We start from the raw sequence: 21522 nt of genomic DNA on the forward strand, positions 1-21522 counted from the left end.
GCCACCCAAATCTAGGGAATACAATCGTGGAAATCCTCTTCGTCCCCCTGGCGCTTGTCGCCGGCGGCCTGCTCGCAGTTCAGGCCGGCGCCAACGCACAACTGTCAAAGGCCGTCGGCTCGCCCTTTGCCGCTACCACGCTTCAGCTCGCGGTCGGCGCCATCGTGCTGCTGTCGATCACAGCCCTTACGGGAACAACGCCGGCGCTGCTCGCCGTTCGCAAAGCCGAATGGTGGCACGCAATTGGCGGCACGGCCTCGGCCTTCTACGTCGTTTCGACCATTCTTTTGTTCCCTCGCCTTGGCGCCGTCGTGTCCGTCGGGCTGTTCATCGCCGGGCAGATGCTTGCATCCTTCGCTCTCGACACATTCGGCTGGCTGGGGATTCCGGAAGCCGGACTGCGCGCCGGGCCTGCCTTTGGCGTGCTCATCGTGCTTGTCGGTGCTGCCCTCATCGTTCTCGAACAGAAGGGTGCGGCGGATAATCTGTCGCCTTCGAAACTGGGCTGGATCGGGCTGGCGCTGCTGGCAGGCGCGGTGCTGCCAGTGCAAGGTGCGGTGAACGCCTTGCTCCGGCACGACCTTGGCGGCGCGCCGTTTGCTGTCGGCACCATCTCGTTCCTGGTGGCGATGCTGGCGATGGCCGCGGTGCTTGTGGCCACACTTGCCCTGACGAAGGCGCCCCGCCCTCGCCTAGCAGGCCTGTCATCGATGCCCTGGTGGGGCTGGCTCGGCGGCTTCGCGGGCGCCACCTATGTCACGACCGTGTTCACCGCCATCCCCGTCATCGGTGCGGCGGCAGCCGTCAGCCTGACGGTGGCGGGCCAGCAGGTCGCCAGCATCTTCGTCGACACGTTCGGCTGGTTTCACCTGCCGCAGCGGCTGGTGTCGGGCATGCGGCTTGCCGGCGTCGTGCTGCTTCTGGCCGGCTGCATCGTCATCAAGGCGCTCTGATCCCGCTGGCGCGACACATGTGGCGAGCCTCAGCCGAAATCGATCACCGGCTCCTGTCCCTCCCTGATCTGGGGGTCGAGGTGTCGCCGCGATGTCACCAACGAAGCAAGGTCCGGCGCCGCAAAAGCAATTTTTCGCCCCTTCCACAGCCGGCTCTAGAATTTCGATCGCAAATCACGCATGATGCACTTTGGTATTTTCGTAGATGGCTTCGCGCCCTTGGAATACCGGGAGGAACGGGACATGCCCATAGTGGTAGTACTCGTTTTGATCGTCTTGGGCTCGGTGTTGTTCCACTTCCTGAGCCCATGGTGGTGGACTCCGATTGCCTCGAACTGGGACTATATCGACAGCACCATCATCATCACCTTTTGGATCACCGGCGTCGTTTTCGCCGCCGTGGTGCTGTTCATGGCCTATTGCGTCTTCCGCTTCCGTCACCGCGAAGGCAGCCGGGCTGCCTACGAACCGGAAAACAAGCGGCTCGAATGGTGGCTGACGATCATCACCGGGGTAGGCGTCACGGCCTTGCTGGTTCCCGGCCTGTTTGTCTGGAGCCGATTCGTCAACGTTCCAAGCGACGCAACCGTGGTCGAAGTCGTCGGCCAGCAATGGCAGTGGAGTTTCCGCTTGCCGGGCAAGGACGGCAAGCTCGGCACATCCGACACCCGCGACGTCACGGCCGACAACCCGCTGGGCGTCATCGCCAAGGATCCCAACGGCCAGGACGATGTCGTGGTCGAGGCGGCCGACCTGCATCTGCCGGTCGGCAAGCCGGTCAAGATGCTGCTGCGCTCGATCGATGTGCTGCATGATTTCTATGTCCCGGAATTCCGCGCCAAGATGGACATGATCCCGGGCTCGGTCACTTATTTCTGGTTTACCCCGACCAAGATCGGAACCTTCCAGGTCCTGTGCGCCGAGCTTTGCGGCCAGGGCCATCCGATGATGCATGGCATCGTCATGGTCGACACCGAGCAGGACTATGTGGCCTGGCTCGGCCAGCAGCAGACGTTCGCGCAATTGTCGGCGCCCCAGCAGACGGGCTCGGCGGAACAGACGCCGGACAACGCGACGGCGTCAGCTTTGAAAGTTGCGGTAAAACTCGAAACTGTCGGGTCCCGCTGAAAAGGGCACGGAGGTGCTCCGCCTATGGTCGATGTCACGCCTGCAGATGCCGTCCCGCCCGCCGAAGTCGCGGAAATGGAACTCTACCATCCGCACAGCTGGTGGACGAAGTATGTCTTCTCGCAGGACGCCAAGGTCATCGCGATCCAGTATGCGGGGACCGCAACGGCCATCGGCCTGGTCGCCCTGGTCTTGTCCTGGCTGATGCGCCTGCAGCTCGGCTTCCCCGGCACGTTCGACTTCATCACCCCGGAAGCCTACTACCAGTTCATCACCATGCACGGCATGATCATGGTGATCTACCTGCTCACGGCACTCTTCCTCGGCGGCTTCGGCAACTATCTGATCCCGCTGATGGTCGGTGCCCGCGACATGGTCTTTCCCTATGTCAACATGCTGAGCTACTGGATCTACCTGCTTGCCGTGCTGGTTCTGGTGTCGAGTTTCTTTGCGCCCGGCGGACCGACGGGCGCCGGCTGGACGCTCTACCCGCCACAAGCCATCACCAGCGGCACGCCAGGCGGCCAGGACTGGGGCATCATCCTGATGCTCGTCTCGCTGATCCTGTTCATCATCGGCTTCACCATGGGCGGCCTGAACTATGTCGTGACGGTGCTGCAGGCCCGCACGCGCGGCATGACCATGATGCGCCTGCCGTTGACCGTCTGGGGCATCTTCACCGCGACCGTGATGGCGCTGCTTGCCTTTCCGGCGCTGTTCGTCGCCTGCGTAATGATGCTGCTTGACCGCGTGCTCGGCACCAGCTTCTTCATGCCGGCGATTGCCGAGATGGGCGAGCAACTGCCGCACAATGGCGGCAGCCCGATCCTGTTCCAGCACCTGTTCTGGTTCTTCGGCCATCCCGAAGTCTACATCGTGGCGCTGCCGGCCTTCGGCATCGTGTCCGACCTGATCAGCACCCATGCGCGCAAGAATATCTTCGGCTATCGAATGATGGTCTGGGCCATCGTTGGCATTGGCGCGCTGAGCTTCGTGGTCTGGGCACATCACATGTATGTCAGCGGCATGGATCCCTATTTCGGCTTCTTCTTCGCCACCACGACATTGATCATCGCCGTTCCGACCGCCATCAAGGTTTATAATTGGGTGCTGACCTTATGGCGCGGCGACATCCATCTCACCATACCGATGCTGTTTGCCCTGGCCTTCATCGTCACTTTCGTCAATGGCGGGCTGACCGGCTTGTTTCTCGGCAACGTCGTCGTCGACGTTCCGCTGTCGGACACGATGTTCGTCGTCGCCCACTTCCATATGGTCATGGGTGTCGCTCCGATCGTCGTGGTTTTCGGCGCGATCTACCATTGGTACCCGAAGGTCACCGGCCGGATGCTCAACGAGACGCTCGGCCGGTTCCATTTCTGGGTCACGTTCCTCGGCGCCTACCTGATCTTCTTCCCCATGCACTACCTCGGCCTGATGGGCGTGCCGCGGCGCTACGCCGAACTGACCGACATGACTGTCATGACGGAGTCTGCCCACCATCTGAACTCGTTCATCAGCATCATGGCGTTCATCGTCGGCTTTGCCCAGATGGTGTTCCTGTTCAACCTGATCTGGAGCATCCGCCATGGCCGCGAGGCCGGTGGCAATCCATGGCGAGCCACGACACTCGAATGGCAGACGCCGCAGACACCACCGGCGCATGGCAATTTCGGCAAGGATCTGCCGATCGTCTATCGCTGGGCCTATGACTACAGCGTGCCGGGCGCCAAGGAGGACTTCATTCCGCAAAATATGCCGGGCACCTTCGGCCCCTCCAGGGAGCCGGCATGAGCGTCATCCTGGTCTTCCTGCTCGTGATCGCCGGCTTTGCCGGCTGGTGGCTCTCGCATCAGCGGCTGATGACCAAGCCATGGCTCGAGCAAGGTGTGGCGGGAGATTTTGTCGCCTTCGACCGGTCGGGCCTGCCGACCGCCAAGATCGGCCTCGGTGTCTTCCTTGCCGTCGTCGGTTGCCTGTTCGCGCTGTTCACCAGCGCCTACTTCATGCGTATGGCGCTGTCGGACTGGCAGCCGCTGCCGATGCCACGCCTGCTCTGGCTCAACACCGGCATGCTGGTCCTGAGCAGCATCGCGCTGCAATGCGCCTCGGTAGCGGCGCGCAAGGGCCAGATGGACACGGTCAGGCTCGGCCTTGCCGCGGCTGGGCTCACCGCGCTCGCCTTCCTCGTCGGGCAGCTCATGGCATGGCGGGACCTGACCGCCGATGGTTATTTTCTGGCCTCCAATCCGGCCAACAGTTTTTTCTACCTGATAACCGGGATGCACGGCCTGCACATAGTGGGAGGGCTGGTGGGCCTGAGCAGGACAACCGCCGGCGCCTGGAACGGAGCACGGCCGGAACGGCTTCGCCTCAGCGTCGAATTATGCGCCATGTACTGGCATTTCCTGCTTTTCGTCTGGCTCGCCATCTTCGCTCTTTTGGCTGGCTGGGCCGCGACGTTCATCGATATTTGCCGGCAGTTGCTGACCTAGGAGGTCGAGGAGCATGGCAGAAACGACACTGACGCACACCGGCCAAACGGAGTCGCGGCCCGCAGGCTGGCAAGGAATCGCCGCCGACTGGTCGTCGGATCAGCGCGCGTTCAAGAACGTGTCCTGGGGCAAGGCCATGATGTGGATCTTCCTGCTCAGCGACACCTTCATCTTCGGCTGCTTCCTGCTCTCCTATATGACCGCGCGCGTCTCCACGCGCGTGCCCTGGCCCAACCCGAGCGAGGTCTTTGCGCTTCGTATCGGCGGTTCGGACATTCCACTGATCCTGATCGCCATCATGACCTTCGTGCTGATATCGAGCAGCGGAACGATGGCCATGGCGGTCAATTTCGGCTATCGCCGCGACCGCCGCAAAACGGCAATCCTCATGCTTTTGACGRCAGCACTAGGAGCCACCTTCGTCGGCATGCAAGCCTTCGAATGGACCAAGCTGATCACCGAAGGCGTACGGCCGTGGGGCAATCCATGGGGCGCGGCGCAATTCGGTTCGACTTTCTTCATGATCACCGGCTTCCACGGCACGCATGTGACGATCGGGGTGATCTTCCTCATCATCGTGGCGCGAAAGGTCTGGCGTGGAGACTACGACGTCGGACGTCCCGGCTTCTTCACCAGCCGCAGGGGTCGCTACGAGAACGTCGAAATCATGGGACTCTACTGGCATTTCGTCGATCTGGTCTGGGTGTTCATTTTCGCATTCTTCTATCTTTGGTGAGAGGCTGACATGGCTGAAGCAACCGCAAACGGGCTTGGGCAACACGCACTTCACGCTGCCCATGCGCATGATGCGCCAGCGACCGGCGTCGCCCAGGCGGAGGTTCATCAGGAACACCCGATCAAGCTCTATATGGTGGTCTGGGCATGGCTGTTCATACTCAGCACCTGCTCCTACCTGGTCGATTATTTCGGCCTCCACGGCTATCTCAGATGGTCGCTGATCCTGATCTTCATGATCCTCAAGGCGGGGCTGATCGTCGCCGTGTTCATGCACATGGCCTGGGAGCGGCTGGCGCTGGCCTATGCGATCATCCTGCCGCCGGTTCTGATACTGGTGTTCGTGGCCATGATGCTGTTCGAAGCGGATTACACGCTTCTCACCCGGATGTCGTTTTTCGGGCCCGGGCCCTGACGCACAGTCCGGATTTGAGGCTTCGCCCGCGGCATTTCCAGTCAGGAACCGCAGGATCCTGACTGCGGTCCGGGTCGAGCTGCTGCTGCCTTGAAACAAGCGGCGGCTGATCCATCTTGCTATTATCGGAAACGATCGGAGGAGAATGATTGCCTTCGTTTCCAATGCGCCGCGAACTCCAGCAGGGAGGCCGAAGATGACGATCGCAAATAGACTGAAGGACTACATTGACGGGAGAGGAATCTCCTACGACACCGTCGCCCATCATCGCACATCGACGAGCAGGCAGTCCGCCATTGCCGCGCATGTGCCCGGCAGCATGATGGCCAAATCGGTGGTCGTTCACCACGAACTCGGTTATGCGCTGGCCGTGGTCCCAAGCACGCACAGAATCGAGCTCGGTACACTGCAGGACGTCATGGACAGGCGTCTTGGACTCGCCTCCGAAGACGAGGTGGTGTCACTCTTCGGCGATTGTGACACCGGCGCCATTCCACCGATCGGCGCGGCCTACGATGTCCCGGTGATCCTCGACGACAGCCTCGGCGAAGCCGCCGACATCTATTTCGAGGGCGGCGACCACAGGACGCTGGTGCATGTCAGCGGCAAGGATTTCCACAATCTGACGATGGACGCACGTCACGCCCGCTTCAGCCACGCTGCCTACTGAAAAAATCAACCGTCTGCACCGGCACTCTCGCCGGTGCAGCCCAGCCGGATATCGTCAACTCGTCGGCCTGGCGGGCGACGGCGGTTCCACAACCTTGCGGTAGACATGCCAGGTGGCGTGACCGAGGATCGGCAGCACCACCGCCAGCCCGGCAAACACCGGCAGCGAGCCGATGATGAGGGCGACGGCGACAATCAGTCCCCAGACGGCCATGGGGATCGGGTTCGCCAGCACCGCTCGCACCGAGGTGTGGATGGCTTCGTAGGCGCCGACATCGCGGTCGAGCAACAATGGGAAGGCGACGACCGTTGTGCACAACACCACCACGGCGAAGACGAAGCCGATGGCGTGCCCCAGGATAATCAGCGACCAACCGCGTCCGGTGGCAAATATTTCATTGATGAAGCCGGATATCGATGCCGGCGGAGCCGGGCCGAAGAGATATTGGTAGAACACCTGCGCCGTCAAAAGCCAGGCGATGAAGATTGCAACCAGCATGATTCCGACCGCCGCGATGGCTGGCAGCGCCGGAGAATTCCTGACCTCGAAAGCGTGCCTCCAGGAGGTGTCGAGCCCGGCTTCTCGCCTGCGGCTGATCTCATAGAGGCCGATCGCTGCGAATGGACCGATCAGCGCAAAGCCGGACACCAGCGGAAACAACATCGGCAGCGCATTGGCGCCCGAAGTCCAGGCAGCGAGCACGACGCCGACAAGCGGATAGATCAGGCAAAGAAAAACGATGTGCGACGGTTTGACCATGAAATCGTCAACACCGCGTTTGAGTGCGTCGAAAAGATCGGAAACACCGATTTTTCGAATTTTGGTGTGTTCCAGCGTTTCGCTGGCGCCTGCAATCACGTGAAAACTTGTCATGCCGTTCCTCCAGACCAGGTCCGGTAAGGTCGCGGTTTCACGGTGCTGCCGTTCTGCATGACTGGCCACGCAAAACCGCGACCTGCACCGCAATCAACATACCCCATTGCCTGGAACTTGTCGCCCTTTTGTCACAAAGGCTCGGAAGGCCATACGCTGGCTCTTGAGGCCTTTCTTCGATATCCTCTCCAATCGAAGGTGTCGGTGATGGACGGAAAAACAATTCTGCTGCTCGGCCTTGGAATCGTCGCTCTGCTGATCCTTGGATTCTGTGCTCTACCATCGTGAGCCGATCCTGGCGTGCAACGTTTTCGGTGCGGCGATCACCGACCTGCCGTCTCGACCCGGCGAGGGTTCCGAGAACAGCGGTAAAGCTGTCAACCTCCGGCTGACATGAACGCGCGCATCGCGATGGTGTCGGCAAGCAGCACGGCAAAGATCGCGAAAAGATAGAAAATCGAATAGGCAAACAGCGCCTTTGCGGGCTTCATCTCCTTGTCGGGAATGACCAGAGCCTTCCAGGCGTGCCAGATGAAACCGGCGCCCAATGCCGCCGAAATAATCCCATAGACCCCGCTCGTGAATCCGAACGCCCAAGGCAGCACGCCGATTGGTGCCAGGAGCAGTGAATAGGCGAAGATCTGCCTTCTGGTCGAGGCCTGGCCGGCCACGTTCGGCATCATCGGGATGCCGGCAGCGGCGTAGTCGCCGGCCTTGAATAGCGCGAGCGCCCAGAAATGCGGCGGCGTCCACAGGAAAATGATCAGGAACAGGATGAGGCTTTCAATGCCGATGGCGCCAGTCGCCGCCGCCCAGCCAATCATCGGAGGAAGGGCACCCGCCGCGCCGCCGATGACGATGTTCTGCGGCGTCGAGCGCTTCAGCCACATCGTATAGATGACGACGTAGAAAAAGATGGTGAAGGCCAGCAGAGACGCAGCAAGCCAGCCCACCAGCACGCCGAGCGTCATGACCGAAAGCGCGGACAGCACCAGGCCGAAGCCGAGAGCTTCGCCGGGCGTGACGCGGCCTGACGGAACCGGCCGCTTTGACGTGCGCGACATCAGCGCGTCGATGTCCGCGTCGTACCACATGTTGAGCGCTCCGGCCGCTCCCGCTCCAACCGCAATCGCGCCTATTGCGATCACGGCGATGACCGGGTTCATCGCGCCGGGCGCCACCATCAGACCGACGAAAGCGGTAAAGACGGCAAGCGCCATGACCCGCGGCTTCAAGAGCGCAAAGAAATCAGCGGCCGTCGCTTCCGAGAGGCGGACGCCGGTATCCTTGAGGCTTTCCTTGACCGACATTTGACACGACCATGGATGGAAAACGGGCAGCCTAGCCGGCCGAAGAGCCAGGCTACTGGGAAAATTGCTTCAGATAGGCGATGACGTTGGCGACGTCCTCGTCCTTCTTGAGGCCGGGAAACGCCATCTTCGTGCCTTTGACCATGGCCTTGGGATCGTGAAGGTAAGTCGTCAGCGTCGGTTCATCCCATTTGACGCCGGATTTGCCGGCGGCGATCATGGCTTCAGAATATTTGAAATCCGGATGCGTGCCGGCCGTCCGGCCGATAACGCCGTGCAACGAAGGACCGATCTTGTTCGTGTCTACGTCTGCGACGTGGCAGACCTTGCATTTGGTGAAGACCTTCTCGCCCGCCGCAGCATCCTGTGCCCGCGATGGATTGGCGATGAAGGTTGCAACAGACACGACGGCGAAAAACGCAACCAAGCGCATGGCATTTCCTCCCTGATCGTCAAATTTGCCTGAGACCGTCTGCACATGCCGATACCGCCAGCATACGCCTTGCACGGCAGAATAGATTCTCCGCTTTCTCCCCCAAATGGACTTGCGGCACCTGTCTACCACAGAATCTGGCCGGCAGGTAGAACAGGTCGACCGTACAAAGGTTTAGAGCAATTCCAGGAAAAGTGTGAAGCGGTTTTCCCGGGAAAAGCGCGTAGCGCTTTCCGTTGGGAATTGCGTAAGAACAAATACATAGAGCGGCTCGCCGTTTCCATGAAACGGTGAAGCGCTCTAGGTGGTTTGCGGTGGCTCAAGGCACATCCGCCACAACGAAAAAGGCCGCCTCAAGGGCGGCCTTTTCTGATCTTGTCTTCAGGCGCTTATTCGGCGTCCTTGGCGGCCTTCTTCTTCGGCGCGGCCTTCTTCTTGGGCTCTTCCGCGTCGTCGGCCTTTTCAGCCTTGTCGGCCTTCTTGGCAGCGGCCTTCTTTGCCGGCTTGGCCTTGGCTGTATCGGTCTCTTCGTCGTCGGCCATCAGCTCTTCCTTGCTGACCTTGACGTCGGTAACCGAGATCTGGCCGAGCAGATGGTCGACGACCTTCTCCTCGAACATCGGCGCGCGCAACGTGTTCAGCGCTTCCGGGTTGCTGCGGTAGAACTCGAAGGCTTCCTGCTGCTGGTTGGCCGGATAGCGGCGCACCTGCTCGAACAGACCGCGCTGCAATTCCTCGTCCGAAACGGTGACGCCGGCCTTCTCGCCGATTTCGGCCAGAACCAGGCCGAGGCGCACGCGGCGCTCGGCAAGGCGCAGATATTCGGCGCGTGCCTCTTCTTCCGTCGTCTCTTCGTCGGCGAAGGTACGGCCGGCAGCCTCGAGGTCGCGGTTGACCTGGGTCCAGATGTTGTTGAACTCGGCATCGACGAGCTTCGACGGCGCTTCGAACGAATAGGCCGCGTCAAGCTGGTCGAGCAGCTGGCGCTTGACCTTCTGGCGGGTCATCGAACCGAACTGGTTCTCGATCTGGCCACGCACCACGTCGCGCAGGCGCTCCAGCGATTCCAGGCCGAGATTCTTGGCCATCTCGTCATTGATTTCCAGCGCGCCGGGCTTGGACACTTCCTTGACGGTGACGTCGAAGGTGGCTTCCTTGCCGGCCAGATGCGCCGCCTGGTAGTTTTCCGGGAAGGTGACCGTGACCTGCTTTTCGTCGCCGGCCTTGGAGCCGATGAGCTGGTCCTCAAAACCCGGGATGAATTCCTTGGAGCCGAGCACCAGCGGCTGGTCGGTGCCGGCGCCGCCGGAGAAGGCCTCGCCGTCGATCTTGCCGACATAGTCGATCGAAACGCGGTCGCCCTCGGCGGCCTTGCCGGTCTTCGGCTCGAAGCTGCGTGCCGATTCGGCGACGCGCTGGACCTGCTCGCCGATCTCGCTGTCCGGCACTTCGAACACCTGGCGAGTCACCTTGATGTCGGAGAAATCCTTGATCTCGATCGCCGGGATGATCTCATAGTTGAGGCGGAATTCGAAGTCGGCGCCGCCGGCCAGGATCTTCTCGGCCTCTTTCTCGTCCTCGGTCATGATCACTTCGGGCTGCATGGCGGCCTTTTCGCCGCGCCCGGTGATGATCGAACGGGTCGAATCGTTAAGGATCTCGTTGACCACTTCGGCCATGAACGACTTGCCGTAGACCTTGCGCAGGTGCTGGACCGGCACCTTGCCGGGACGGAAGCCGTTGATGCGGACCTTGTCGCGGGCATCGGACAGCCGCGCCATAAGCTTGGCTTCCATATCACCGGCCGGCACGGTGATCTTGATCTCGCGCTTGAGACCGGAGTTGAGCGTTTCGGTGACCTGCATCGTAAAACCTTTATCTTCACCAAAGAGACTGCCACGGCGCTTTGCCGTTCACAGCCTGCCGGTACAATCTTGCCGGGAATGGCTTTTGGTACGGAACCTGGCGATTTGACCGAAATTACGGCTCAAACTCTTCCAAACTGCGTTCCAAGATGTGAATAAGTTCTTGTTTTTCCTACTTCTTATCACATTCTGCAGAAGCGGATCGGCGCGTCCCGTCACATTTGACACGCCTTTTGTCACAGGCGAGGCTAATTTTCAACCATCTTCGCGTTGCAGCGAATTGCCGCCATTTTCGCCCCGACATTGACAGAATGATGGCTACATGGGATTGCCGGGCCACGCGGGTATGGCGGAACTGGTAGACGCACCAGATTTAGGTTCTGGCGAGTGATCGTGGGGGTTCGAGTCCCTCTACCCGCACCACCCTTCGCTCTTTCGAGCTTCGGGTGGCAGGCCACGGGAAGCTCGAAAGAGCGAAGGGTGTCCTCCGAAGCCTTGGCGAAGGAGGACTGGCGGCGCCCTACGCTTCAAACACCTGGCCCGTGAACCAATCTGCCAGCTTCGCCAGTTCAGGCCCCAGCACCCGGTCGGCATCAACCGGCGGCACGATCTGCCTGATATCCGCGACAAAATCCTGCAGCGCCGGCGGCGTGGCGCGTTCGGTGACGTGCAGCGCCTGCGAGGCGATCATGGCCAGCATCGCCATCGCCGCATCGAGGCAGCGGCCTGCGGTTGCCTCCTTGGTCCAGGCGAAGAATGCCGTCGTGGCGACGTCGTCCTGGCCGGCGCCGGCGGATTCGGTTCCCGGAATGAAGGTGCGTTGCGCCGCGAGCTTGGCCTGCTCGAGATAGCCGGTGATCGCCATCGGCACATAACCGACATTGCCGTGGCCGTCGCTGTCGGCCCAGTGCCGCCCGGTCATCAACAGGTCGGGCAGCAGCGACACCTTGCCGTTCAGCAGCTTTGAGGCGTGGCGGTCGCAGAGCAGGCAGAGATCGGCCCAGATCGCCGCCAGATCATCAAGCGCCGGCGTCGCCATGGCATTATGATAGCCGCCGGTGGAGATGCAGCGTCCCAGTGGGTGCGCTTCGTCGGGCGGGATATAGACCGGATTGTCCGATATCGAGGCCAGCGACACGGTGGCCGCCCGTTCCGCGCCAGATAACGCACGATGCGCGTGGCCGAGCACGCGCGGCACGGTGCGGTAGCTGACCGGTGCCTGGTAGTTGCGCCGCCCGTCTCCGGCGCCGACCAGAAACTGCCGCAATCCGCGCAAGGCCGCCGCTTCGTGTTCGTCGCCCCAGAGCCCGTCGAGCGCGGCATCATAGTGCTCAAGCGGGGCGCGAAACGCTTCGATCGACAGCGCAAACACCTTGTGCGCCATGGCAACGCGACGACGCGCGGCCAGCGCCGCGTCCGCGACCAGTGCCGCCGCGCAAGGCGAGCCGTTGATCAGCGAACCTCGCTCCTTCACTTCGAGCTCCAAGCCAGCGGTAAGCGCGGCAAATAGCGGATAGAGTGCCAGGATCTCGCCGGCGCCGCCCTGCCCCTGCGACGGCACCACCGGCATCGGTCCGCCGTCCAGCATCGCGGCAACCGCCTGCGCGATGCGCGGCGTGGTGGCCGCATTGCCTTCGATGAAGTTGGTGAGACGGGCCAGCACGATCGCCCTGACGACACGCTCCGGCAGCGGCTCGCCAAACGATGTGGCGGCGGCAAAAGCCTTGATGCGCGCATGGCGGTCGCGCTCGTCACGTTCGAGCTTGCGGCTCGCCAGCTCGCCCATGGCGGTGGTGACGCCATAGATGACCGGCGGCGGATCGGATTCGATGAGTTTCAGGAACGAGGCACGGCATTCGGCAATGCGTTGCAGGGCCATGTCGCCGATTTCGACCGTGTCGTTTTTCCAGGCGACACGAAACACAGAGTCGAGATTAATGTCTTCGCGCGTCGTCAGCGTAATCGTCATGGTTCTTCGCCCGAACTTTGTTGCCTGCGGGCGAAGCGATCGATCTTTACCGAAACCCATGCCCTGAAATGAATTCCAGTCGTCAATTCTAGTAGAGCGGTTCCTCGAACATTGTCTTGTCGCCGTCCATCAGCGCCTTGATCTGCGCCTCCCCATTGGCCGCGAGCGCAATGCGCACCCCGAATGGCCGCACCCGCATGTCGTTCTGGATCGCCATGCCCTGTCCCTCCGGCAGGTAGAAGCGGTCGATGCCGTATTGCGGCGCGATCGTGGATTCGGGGTCAAGCGTCCAGCCCGGCGCGACCTGGCCGACAATATCGGCTTCGTCGGCGGCTGCCAGCGTCGGAGCCTTGCCGAACCAGGCCGTGGTCGCATGCCAGTAGCCGTCGGCGCCCGACTTCAGCCGGACCACGATCGGCGTGTTCTCGCTGGTGGTCTGGCCGGCCGCAATGTTGGCGATCAGCTTTACCGGCAAGCGCGATATCTCGTAGCCTAGGATGATATAGTCGCCGCGCAAAAGATCACGCGGGTCGACCGGCTCGATCTTCAGCAACACTTCCTTGCCGTTGCGCAGGATTGCCGCGCGGCCGGCGATGATCCAGCTCAGGAAGCCGATCTGGACGAGCGCCAGGACCAGCGCCGAGATGACAAGTTTCTTTCCCGATATCATGCTGCCGCTCCTTCCGGGGCCTTCATGCGCTTTTCCACGCGGATGATGACGAGGGCCAAGATGCCGAACAGCACCGCGGCGGCCAGGAAGAAGCCGGCCGTGTCGAGCATCGACTGCAAGGTCACCACGTAGATGATGGCGAGTTCGAAGGCAAAGCCGGCATAGGCGACCCAGCGCAGCCCCCTGCTCTCGCGCCCGCCCAGCATGATCGCCGCAGCAATGCCGGCCAGTGCCACGACCGAGGCGATGGCAAAGCCGCCGTTGAATGTGCTGTGATCGCCAAGCTCGAACTGGATCATGGCCAGGCCGGTCAGAAAGCCGATCAAGGCGTGCAAGGGCAGCCGCCCGCCGAGCTGCAAAATCCTGTCGACCGGCTCGGCGGCGAAGATCGCGACCGCAAACAGCAACGCCGACACCACGACCAGCGGGATGGCCAGCAGCAGCGTGTTGTGGTCCATGCCGCGCACCGCAATATAGAAAATGACTGAGAGCAGGATCAGGTGGCGGGCCGGCTGGCTGCGCGTCCAGAACGAGATAACAAACAGCACCGGCGCCATGATGACGAAGAAATTCGGGAATTCGGTGCGGCTGTAGAAGTCGAACTCGCGCACGAACAGCCAGGCAACGGATATGCCGACGGCCGCGACGGTCAGCGGGTTCGAGCGCAACGCCACTGCGGCAAGCGCCGTGCCGATGCCCCAGGTGACGATGGCCGAGGCCTCGTCGCCTGTGAGATGGTACATCTGGCCGATCAGCGCGATCGATCCGCCGAAGGCCGCGGCCGCCACGATCCACAGCGCCTCGCCGATCGCCGCATGGTCGCGCATCTTCAAGAGCGCGCCGCCGACATAGCCGGCGAGAATGACGGCAAACAGTGCCGCGACGCGCACCAACCGCGGGATGGCGTCCCAGTTGGAAGCGACGAACAATAGGATCGCGGCGCCAAACAGCAGCGCCGCCATCATTGCCAGGATGGTGCCGAAGCTCAGCGATTTGCGTTCGTTTGCCTCGATATCGCGCGTCAGCGCATCGGCCGTCGGCGCATCGATCAGACCGGCCTGCAGCCAACGCCCGATATCCGACCTCACCCGTGACGAATAGCTCGCCATGCCGCGTCTCCCCCAGTTTGGTCTTTCTGACAGCCGATCGGGTCAAATTATTGACGCCACGGCATTTTCCGATTCGGGTTTCTTTATGTCGAAGCCGTGAACGGGCGTTAATGTTGCATTGCACAATTTGCATTGCTGCCATGCGTCAATGGCACTTTTAAATCGATATAGTCCCACCTATTTTCTGTTCGTACACAAACGGAATGATCCGAAGAAAGACGAAACGAGTACTACCATGAACCTGATCCGCAACTACCGCAACTGGCGCCGCTACCGGGACACGGTCTCCGAGCTGAGCCGCCTGTCGACCCGTGAACTGACCGACCTCGGCATCAGCCGCAGCGACATCCACTACGTCGCCCGCAAGGCGGTCTAATCCTCTTCGGATCGCAAATGGTCCGAACCTGTTTTGAAAAAGAGAACGACAATGAACCTGATCCGCAACTATCGTAACTGGCGCGTTTATCGCGACACCGTTACCGAGCTGGGTCGCCTTTCGAACCGCCAGCTCCATGATCTCGGTATCGTCCGCGACGAGATCAAGATCATCGCCCGCAAGGCGACGATCTAACCAGAATTTCGCCAGGGTCGACCTCCTCCCCGACCCTGACGGAAACGGTCAGCCTTCACCTCCTCCCGAGGGTTGACCACCAAAACGGCGCCCGCCGCACCTCCTCCCGCGGCGGGCGTTGTTTCCGAAGCGAACGTAGTTCGTCTTCCAGGGATTTCGCCTCCCTCGATCCGGCGAAAAGAATTTCGTCAAAGCCGACCTCCTCCCCGGCGATGACGAATAAGGCCGATCCCCACCTCCTCCCGAGGATCGGCCCCCAAAACGACACCCGCCGGATCCTCCCCCGGCGGGTGTTGTTGTTTCTAGGGCAGGTTTTCAGCTGAGCACGCTGTCGACCAGGGCGATTATGCCGCCATGAGAGCATCGTCGCGGACAGACTGGACAAGAAAGTCGAGCACCGTCGTCACGCGCAGCGGCATGTTCTTGCGCGATGGGTAGACGACGTTGATCGGCAGCCGCGTCGGCGGAAAATCCGGCATCACCTTGACCAGCCTGCCTTTCTCGATGTCCGGCCCGGCCAGGATATGGGACAGCACCGCAAGCCCTGCTCCCGCCAGCGTTGCCCGATGGACGGCCATTGAATTGTTGGCGACCAGGCGAGGCTCAACCCGCAGAACAACATCATCCGCCCCGTCGGAGAACGACCATGACCGGCCATCGCCGGCACGGCTGTAACAAATGCAGCTGTGATCTCTGATGTCTTGCGGCGTTTGCGGTGTATCCCGCCCTTCGAGATAGCAAGGCGAGGCCACGAGAAAGGCAGTCGTCCAGCCGATCCGGCGGCAGATCAGGCTGCTGTCGCCGACCGGGCCGAGGCGCACCTCGAGATCGATGGCATCAGCGACGAGATCCGAGGGTTCCTCCCGCAAGATCAGTTCGACGGCAAGAGATGGATGGCTCTCCAGCAGCCTTGCAAGGCGGTCGCCGATAAACAACCCGAGCGGCGTGGGCAGGCTAAGCCGCACTTTTCCCGATACGGTTGCGCCCTCAGTGCCACTCGCTTCGCTCAGCGCTTCGACCGCTTCCACCACGCGCTGAGCCATCGGCAGCATCTGTTCACCCTCCACCGTCAGGGCAAGCGCGCTCGTCGTGCGATGCAAAAGGCGCGTCTTCAGATGCGCTTCCAGCGCCGAGACCTGCCGGGATACGGCCGGCTGCGTCAGATTGAGGTCGATCGCGGCCGCGGAGAAGGACCTTGTCTGCGCCACCCGCAGGAACGTTCGCAACGCCGATACGACGTCCATCCTCATCCCCATTACCTTTCGACATATGCCTTATGTCCGCATCCTAGGCGGCAGGCGCTTTACTGTCCAGCTATTATGGATATTAATTATCCTTAAGGACACAAAATATCCTCAAAACCCCCGGAAGGACAAGCAATGACACAGCGTCTGAACGCCGCCCAACAATCGCCCGAGCTGTTCAAGAAACTTTCCGACCTCAGCATGGCCGAGGCACACAGTGCCATCGAAGAGAAGATCCGCGATCTCGTCCATATCAGGGCATCGCAGATCAATGGCTGCGCCTTCTGCCTCGACATGCATGTCAAGGAAGCAAAGATCCATGGCGAGAGCGAGCTGCGGCTCTACCATGTCGCCGTCTGGCGGGAATCGACCCTGTTCATTCCGCGTGAACGCGCCGCCCTCGCCTGGACCGAAGCCGTCACCAAACTGCCCGAAGGCGGCATTCCCGACGACCTGTATGAGCGCGTGCGCGGGCAGCTTTCGGAAAAGGAAATCTCCGACCTGACCTTCTCGATCATGGCCATCAATGCCTGGAACCGCGTCAGTGTTGCCTTCAAGGCCGTGCCCGGCTCCGCCGACAAGTTCTACGGCCTCGACAAGGCCGGCCTGAATTAACGCGTTCCCAGAGCAACCCATCAATCGACGCGGCGCGACAGCGCGCCGCAAACGGAGAGCATCATGAAAATCGTTATCATCGGCGGAACCGGCCTCATCGGCACCAAAACCACCGAACGCCTGCGCAAACAGGGCCACGAGGTGATCGCCGCCGCCCCGAATACCGGCGTCAACACCATCACCGGCGAAGGCCTGAAAGAGGCGCTGGCCGGCGCCGAGGTCGTGATCGATCTCGCCAACTCACCCTCCTTCGAGGACAAGGCCGCCATGGATTTCTTCACGATTTCCGGCCGCAATCTGCTCGCGGCAGGCAAGGCTGCCGGGGTCAAGCACCATATCGCGCTCTCGGTTGTCGGAACCGAACGCCTGCAGGACTGCGGCTATTTCCGCGCCAAACTCGTCCAGGAACAGCTGATCAAGGCGTCCGGCATTCCCTACACCATCGTTCATTCCACGCAGTTCATGGAATTCCTCGCCGGCATCGCCAAGTCGGGCACGGTCGGCGAAGCCGTGCATCTGTCGCCGGCCTATGTGCAGCCCATCGCATCCGACGACGTCGCCGACGTCATGGCGCGTGTCGCGCTCGCCGCGCCAATCAACGGCATGATCGAGATTTCCGGTCCGGAGCGCGTGCGGATGAGCGAACTCGTCACCCGCTACCTCAAGGCTGTCGGCGATCCCCGCAAGGTTGTGGCCGATCCGGAGGCGCTCTACTTCGGCGCGCGGCTGAACGACAATTCGCTCGTCTCCAACAACAATCCCCGCCTTGGCCACATCACCTTCGAGCAATGGTTTCCGACCTCGGCGCGGAAATGACCGTCAGGCTGCGCTGTTAGTCCAGGCGCAGCGCATTGCCTCACACAAAGGAGTTCTCAAATGATCAAATCAATCGTCGCTGCCCTCATCGTGACGGCCGCTGTGGCTGGCCCGGCCGGAGCCACAGATACACATCCCGCTGGCGAAAAAGCTGCCAAGGTCACCCTCGTCTATGAGCATGAACTGCCGAATGCGCCGGGCAAGAGCATCAAGGGCATCCTGGTCGAATACGGCCCCGGCGGCTTCTCGGAGGCGCACACGCATCCAAGCTCGGCGTTCATCTACGCGACGGTTCTGGAAGGCTCCATCCGCAGTCAGGTCAATGACGATCCGGCCAAGGTCTACAAGGCCGGCGAGAGCTTTTCGGAGATGCCGGGCGATCGCCACAGCGTGAGCGAGAACGGCAGCAAGACGAAGCCCGCAAAACTACTGGCCGTCTTCGTCGTCGATACCGCTCAGAAGGAATTGACCTATCCGGTCACGAAGTAGGCCGAAGAGGCCGGGCGCCTTGCTGGCGTCCGGCCCTGCCTTGAGTTTGTATCATATCGGGGACCCATGTTCGGCGATCATCACTTCCTTGCCCTGGTCTTGATCAATCTGCTGGGGCTTGCCGGCATTGTCGTCTGGCGTTTTCAGGGTCGCGGGCGCTCGATGGCACGCCTGATCGTCCAGATCCTGTTCTTCGCCGGCATGACCGCGGTGCTCGGCTTCAGCGGTATCCTGCCGCATTGGGTGGCTGAGACAGATCTCACAGATATCCAAGGCGCGGGCGTGTATCTGGCAAAGTCGGCGCGCATCCTCTGGTGGATACACCTTGCCTGGACGCTCGTCGGCTTTGTGCGCCTCTATGTCGTCGTGGAACACCGGCCACGAGAAGCGCGCCTGCTCCAGGAACTGGTCGTCGCAGTCATCTATCTCGGCGTGGCGCTGTCGATAACGGGTTTCGTCTTCGGAGTTCCCGTCGCAACGCTGGCGGCAACGTCGGGCGTGGTTGCCATCATTGTCGGGTTTGCGCTGCAGAACACGCTTGGTGACGTCTTTTCCGGCATCGCGTTGACACTGGGCCGACCCTACACGCTCGGTGACTGGATCATGCTGAGCGACGGTACGGAAGGACGCATCGTCGAAACAACCTGGCGCTCCACCCACCTGCTTACCGGCGCCAACAACATCGTCGTCCTGCCCAACAGCGTGTTGGCGAAGATCAGCCTGACCAATCTCAGCCGTCCCGACGAGAGGCAGTTGATAAGCCTGACCGTGCGGATTGCCGCGACGCACGCGCCGCACATCATCGAGGAGGCCATGCACGCGGCTCTCCAGAAATGCCAACGGATCGTCAAAGAGCCGGCACCGCTCGTCGCGCTCAAGGAGATCGACGCGGTGGCAATCGGGATCGACCTGCTCTTTTGCGTGGCCGGTCCGGGCGACCGGTTGCTGGCCAGGAATGAGGTGATCGACCTTGTCCATCGCCACTGCGAGGCGAATGGTCTGTTCCTTGCGATGTCGCCCCAGAGCTATGCCGTGGTATTGCCGGCGACGGCTGACCAGCCGCCCGCGACGGTCATGCGTTCACGTTCATCCGGCGCGCTCTAGCACCCATTCAAAACTGTCCTTCCAAAGCTCCGGCGGGATCTCCTGCGCCAGCGCTTCGGTGAGGTCGGAAAGCCTGACGCTGCGCAGTTTTGCCCGCCAGGCCTCGTCGGCTTCCCACATGATGCGCGACACCGCGCATGGGCTGCTTTCGCAATAGCCCTGCGGACGGCACGGATTGTTTTCGCGGATGTTGGTGCACACAAATGTCCGCGCCTTGCCCTCCACCGCTTCCACGATCTCGAGAAAGGTCAGCTCGGCCGGCGGCCGTGCCAGCCGGTACCCGCCTGACGGCCCGAGCGTCGTATCGACCAGGCCCGCCTGAGACAGGCTTTGCAGCGCCTTGGAGAGATACTCTTTTGGAAGGCCGTGGAACTCGGCGAGCGCTTTTGTGGAGAGATAACGCCCTGCAGGCAGGCCCGCGAGAATGGCGCAGCAGTGCAGCGCCCATTCGACTTGGCTTTTCAGGATCATCAATGGATTCCGGGTCGATACCGATCGAACTTATATTAAGGATATGAAATATCCCTATTTTTCTGCCGTGTAAACAGACGGTCCGGCGGAGTGGTTACGGGGGCAACAACGGCCTACCCTCGCAGCCGGCCAATTGCAAACAGCGCGCCAAGCGATTATTCCGGCGCTCATGAGCAAAAATCCTATCCACATCGTCGGCGGCGGCCTCGCCGGCTCCGAAGCCGCCTGGCAGGCGGCACAAGCTGGCGTTCCGGTAATCCTGCATGAGATGCGCCCGGTGCGCGGCACCGATGCGCACAAGACCGACGGTCTGGCCGAGCTCGTCTGCTCCAACTCCTTCCGCTCCGACGATGCCGAGAACAACGCCGTCGGCCTGCTGCATGCCGAAATGCGGCTGGCCGGTTCGCTGATCATGAGCGCCGGCGACGCCAATCAGGTGCCAGCCGGCGGCGCACTCGCCGTCGACCGCGACGGTTTCTCCGACGCGGTGACCAAAAAACTCGAAGCCCACCCGCTGATCACCATTGAGCGCGAGGAAGTGCCGGGCCTGCCGCCGGCGGAGTGGGATCAGGCGATCATCGCCACCGGCCCGCTGACTGCCCCTTCGCTCGCCCAATCGATCGCCGAGGCAACCGGCGCCGATGCGCTGGCCTTCTTCGACGCGATTGCCCCGATCATCCATTTCGACACCATCGACATGGACACCTGCTGGTTCCAGTCGCGCTACGACAAGGTCGGCCCCGGCGGCACCGGCAAGGATTACATCAACTGCCCGATGGACAAGGACCAGTATCTTGCCTTCGTGCAGGCGCTGGTCGACGGCCAGAAGACCGAATTCAAGCAATGGGAAGGCACGCCCTATTTCGACGGCTGCCTGCCGATCGAGATTATGGCCGAGCGTGGTGTCGAGACGCTGCGCTACGGCCCGATGAAGCCGATGGGGCTGACCAATGCCCACAATCCGACGGTCAAAGCCTATGCCGTGGTGCAGCTGCGCCAGGACAATGCGCTGGGCACGCTCTACAACATGGTCGGTTTCCAGACCAAGCTGAAGCATGCCGAGCAGGTGCGTGTCTTCCGCACCATTCCGGGCCTGGAAAACGCCGACTTCGCCCGACTGGGCGGCCTGCACCGCAACACATACATCAACTCGCCGACCTTGCTCGACGCTTCGCTGCAGCTGAAGTCCCGGCCAGGATTGCGCTTTGCCGGCCAGATCACCGGTTGCGAGGGCTATGTAGAAAGTGCAGCGATCGGCCTGCTCGCCGGCCGCTTCGCCGCCGCCGAGCGTCTCGGCTATGAGCTGTCGCTGCCGCCGCTCACCACCGCCTTCGGCGCGCTACTCAACCACATCACCGGCGGCCACATCGTCTCCGACGATGAGCCGGGAAAACGCTCCTTCCAGCCGATGAACGTCAATTTCGGCCTGTTCCCGCCGGTCGAAGCCGTGAAGATCGAAGGCAAACGCCTGCGCGGCAAGGACAAGACGGTGGCCAAAAGACACGCCATCACCTCGCGCGCCCAGGCCGATTGCCGGGAGTGGCTAGGGCTGCCGTCGCGGGCAGAGGCGGCGGAGTAAGCACGTTC

General features: G+C 61.7%; 23 protein-coding genes and 1 tRNA gene. 15 read left to right on the top strand and 9 right to left on the bottom strand.

Going from position 1 to position 21522, the window contains the following annotated elements:
- Positions 1-26 precede the first annotated feature (26 nt).
- The 7 genes from AC1DYO_RS17840 (at position 27) to AC1DYO_RS17870 (ending at position 6396) form a co-directional block, all read left to right on the top strand.
- Positions 27-953, top strand: a complete 927-nt coding sequence (locus AC1DYO_RS17840; RefSeq protein ID WP_477265414.1) for a DMT family transporter — start codon at positions 27-29, stop codon at positions 951-953.
- Between the two features lie 243 nt (positions 954-1196).
- Positions 1197-2081: a cytochrome c oxidase subunit II gene (locus AC1DYO_RS17845; RefSeq protein WP_477265416.1), complete on the top strand. Its 885-nt coding sequence runs from the start codon at positions 1197-1199 to the stop codon at positions 2079-2081.
- A 24-nt stretch (positions 2082-2105) separates the two neighbouring features.
- A complete protein-coding gene (gene ctaD / locus AC1DYO_RS17850; protein WP_477265418.1) occupies positions 2106-3875 on the top strand; it encodes a cytochrome c oxidase subunit I in 1770 nt (589 codons plus the stop codon).
- A complete protein-coding gene (locus AC1DYO_RS17855; RefSeq protein WP_477265420.1) occupies positions 3872-4576 on the top strand; it encodes a cytochrome c oxidase subunit 3 in 705 nt (234 codons plus the stop codon). The genes ctaD and AC1DYO_RS17855 overlap by 4 nt, the downstream gene beginning before the upstream one ends.
- 13 nt (positions 4577-4589) lie before the next feature.
- Positions 4590-5312, top strand: coding sequence for a heme-copper oxidase subunit III family protein (locus tag AC1DYO_RS17860; RefSeq protein WP_477265422.1), 723 nt, complete (start codon positions 4590-4592; stop codon positions 5310-5312).
- A gap of 9 nt (positions 5313-5321) precedes the next feature.
- Complete coding sequence (locus AC1DYO_RS17865; protein ID WP_477265424.1) at positions 5322-5726, top strand: cytochrome C oxidase subunit IV family protein; 405 nt, start codon at positions 5322-5324, stop codon at positions 5724-5726.
- A gap of 196 nt (positions 5727-5922) precedes the next feature.
- Entirely contained in the window at positions 5923-6396 is a 474-nt protein-coding gene (locus AC1DYO_RS17870) for an aminoacyl-tRNA deacylase (protein WP_181056106.1), read from the top strand.
- A gap of 54 nt (positions 6397-6450) precedes the next feature.
- On the opposite strand, the gene AC1DYO_RS17875 is transcribed toward AC1DYO_RS17870, so the two are convergent.
- From AC1DYO_RS17875 to tig, 4 genes are all read right to left on the bottom strand, one after another.
- Positions 6451-7269, bottom strand: a complete 819-nt coding sequence (locus AC1DYO_RS17875) for a DUF2189 domain-containing protein (protein ID WP_477265427.1) — start codon at positions 7267-7269, stop codon at positions 6451-6453.
- Positions 7270-7646: 377 nt separating this feature from the next.
- Positions 7647-8579 (bottom strand): heme o synthase, encoded by a 933-nt coding sequence (gene cyoE / locus AC1DYO_RS17880; protein ID WP_477265429.1) that lies wholly within the window; start codon positions 8577-8579, stop codon positions 7647-7649.
- A gap of 52 nt (positions 8580-8631) precedes the next feature.
- Positions 8632-9012 (bottom strand): c-type cytochrome, encoded by a 381-nt coding sequence (locus AC1DYO_RS17885; RefSeq protein ID WP_477265430.1) that lies wholly within the window; start codon positions 9010-9012, stop codon positions 8632-8634.
- A gap of 389 nt (positions 9013-9401) precedes the next feature.
- On the bottom strand, positions 9402-10877 hold the full coding sequence (tig, locus tag AC1DYO_RS17890; RefSeq protein ID WP_477265432.1) for a trigger factor: 1476 nt from the start codon (positions 10875-10877) through the stop codon (positions 9402-9404).
- A 340-nt stretch (positions 10878-11217) separates the two neighbouring features.
- Here tig and AC1DYO_RS17895 point away from each other — a divergent pair.
- Positions 11218-11300: transfer RNA gene (locus AC1DYO_RS17895), tRNA-Leu, on the top strand.
- 97 nt (positions 11301-11397) lie between these two features.
- Here the strand turns inward: AC1DYO_RS17895 and AC1DYO_RS17900 are convergent.
- The 3 genes from AC1DYO_RS17900 to AC1DYO_RS17910 all read right to left on the bottom strand — a co-directional run bounded on the left by AC1DYO_RS17900 (position 11398) and on the right by AC1DYO_RS17910 (position 14625).
- Positions 11398-12846 (bottom strand): aromatic amino acid lyase, encoded by a 1449-nt coding sequence (locus tag AC1DYO_RS17900; RefSeq protein WP_477265434.1) that lies wholly within the window; start codon positions 12844-12846, stop codon positions 11398-11400.
- 88 nt (positions 12847-12934) lie between these two features.
- A complete protein-coding gene (locus AC1DYO_RS17905) occupies positions 12935-13516 on the bottom strand; it encodes a GDYXXLXY domain-containing protein (protein ID WP_477265437.1) in 582 nt (193 codons plus the stop codon).
- On the bottom strand, positions 13513-14625 hold the full coding sequence (locus tag AC1DYO_RS17910; protein WP_477265439.1) for a DUF2157 domain-containing protein: 1113 nt from the start codon (positions 14623-14625) through the stop codon (positions 13513-13515). Before AC1DYO_RS17910 ends, AC1DYO_RS17905 begins: the two co-directional genes overlap by 4 nt.
- Before the next feature lie 235 nt (positions 14626-14860).
- On the opposite strand from AC1DYO_RS17910, the gene AC1DYO_RS17915 reads away from it, so the two are divergent.
- A complete protein-coding gene (locus AC1DYO_RS17915) occupies positions 14861-15001 on the top strand; it encodes a DUF1127 domain-containing protein (RefSeq protein WP_091596947.1) in 141 nt (46 codons plus the stop codon).
- A gap of 51 nt (positions 15002-15052) precedes the next feature.
- On the top strand, positions 15053-15196 hold the full coding sequence (locus AC1DYO_RS17920; RefSeq protein WP_142865062.1) for a DUF1127 domain-containing protein: 144 nt from the start codon (positions 15053-15055) through the stop codon (positions 15194-15196).
- 344 nt (positions 15197-15540) lie between these two features.
- Here AC1DYO_RS17920 and AC1DYO_RS17925 read toward each other — a convergent pair whose 3' ends face one another.
- On the bottom strand, positions 15541-16440 hold the full coding sequence (locus tag AC1DYO_RS17925) for a LysR family transcriptional regulator (protein ID WP_477265442.1): 900 nt from the start codon (positions 16438-16440) through the stop codon (positions 15541-15543).
- Positions 16441-16575: 135 nt separating this feature from the next.
- Between AC1DYO_RS17925 and AC1DYO_RS17930 the strand changes: the two genes are divergently transcribed.
- The 4 genes from AC1DYO_RS17930 (at position 16576) to AC1DYO_RS17945 (ending at position 19464) form a co-directional block, all read left to right on the top strand.
- On the top strand, positions 16576-17055 hold the full coding sequence (locus tag AC1DYO_RS17930; protein WP_181056098.1) for a carboxymuconolactone decarboxylase family protein: 480 nt from the start codon (positions 16576-16578) through the stop codon (positions 17053-17055).
- A 63-nt stretch (positions 17056-17118) separates the two neighbouring features.
- A complete protein-coding gene (locus tag AC1DYO_RS17935; RefSeq protein ID WP_477265445.1) occupies positions 17119-17871 on the top strand; it encodes an SDR family oxidoreductase in 753 nt (250 codons plus the stop codon).
- 60 nt (positions 17872-17931) lie between these two features.
- A complete protein-coding gene (locus tag AC1DYO_RS17940) occupies positions 17932-18360 on the top strand; it encodes a cupin domain-containing protein (RefSeq protein ID WP_477265446.1) in 429 nt (142 codons plus the stop codon).
- A 66-nt stretch (positions 18361-18426) separates the two neighbouring features.
- Positions 18427-19464 (top strand): mechanosensitive ion channel family protein, encoded by a 1038-nt coding sequence (locus tag AC1DYO_RS17945; protein ID WP_477265448.1) that lies wholly within the window; start codon positions 18427-18429, stop codon positions 19462-19464.
- Here AC1DYO_RS17945 and AC1DYO_RS17950 read toward each other — a convergent pair.
- Positions 19447-19935: an RrF2 family transcriptional regulator gene (locus AC1DYO_RS17950; RefSeq protein WP_181056094.1), complete on the bottom strand. Its 489-nt coding sequence runs from the start codon at positions 19933-19935 to the stop codon at positions 19447-19449. The two genes, AC1DYO_RS17945 and AC1DYO_RS17950, sit on opposite strands and share 18 nt — an antisense overlap.
- Before the next feature lie 169 nt (positions 19936-20104).
- Between AC1DYO_RS17950 and trmFO the strand changes: the two genes are divergently transcribed.
- Positions 20105-21514 carry a methylenetetrahydrofolate--tRNA-(uracil(54)-C(5))-methyltransferase (FADH(2)-oxidizing) TrmFO gene (gene trmFO / locus AC1DYO_RS17955; RefSeq protein ID WP_477265450.1) on the top strand — a complete coding sequence of 470 codons (1410 nt, stop codon included), beginning with the start codon at positions 20105-20107 and terminating at the stop codon, positions 21512-21514.
- Positions 21515-21522: the final 8 nt, after the last annotated feature.

This window comes from Mesorhizobium sp. P2_F5 (assembly GCF_056403715.1).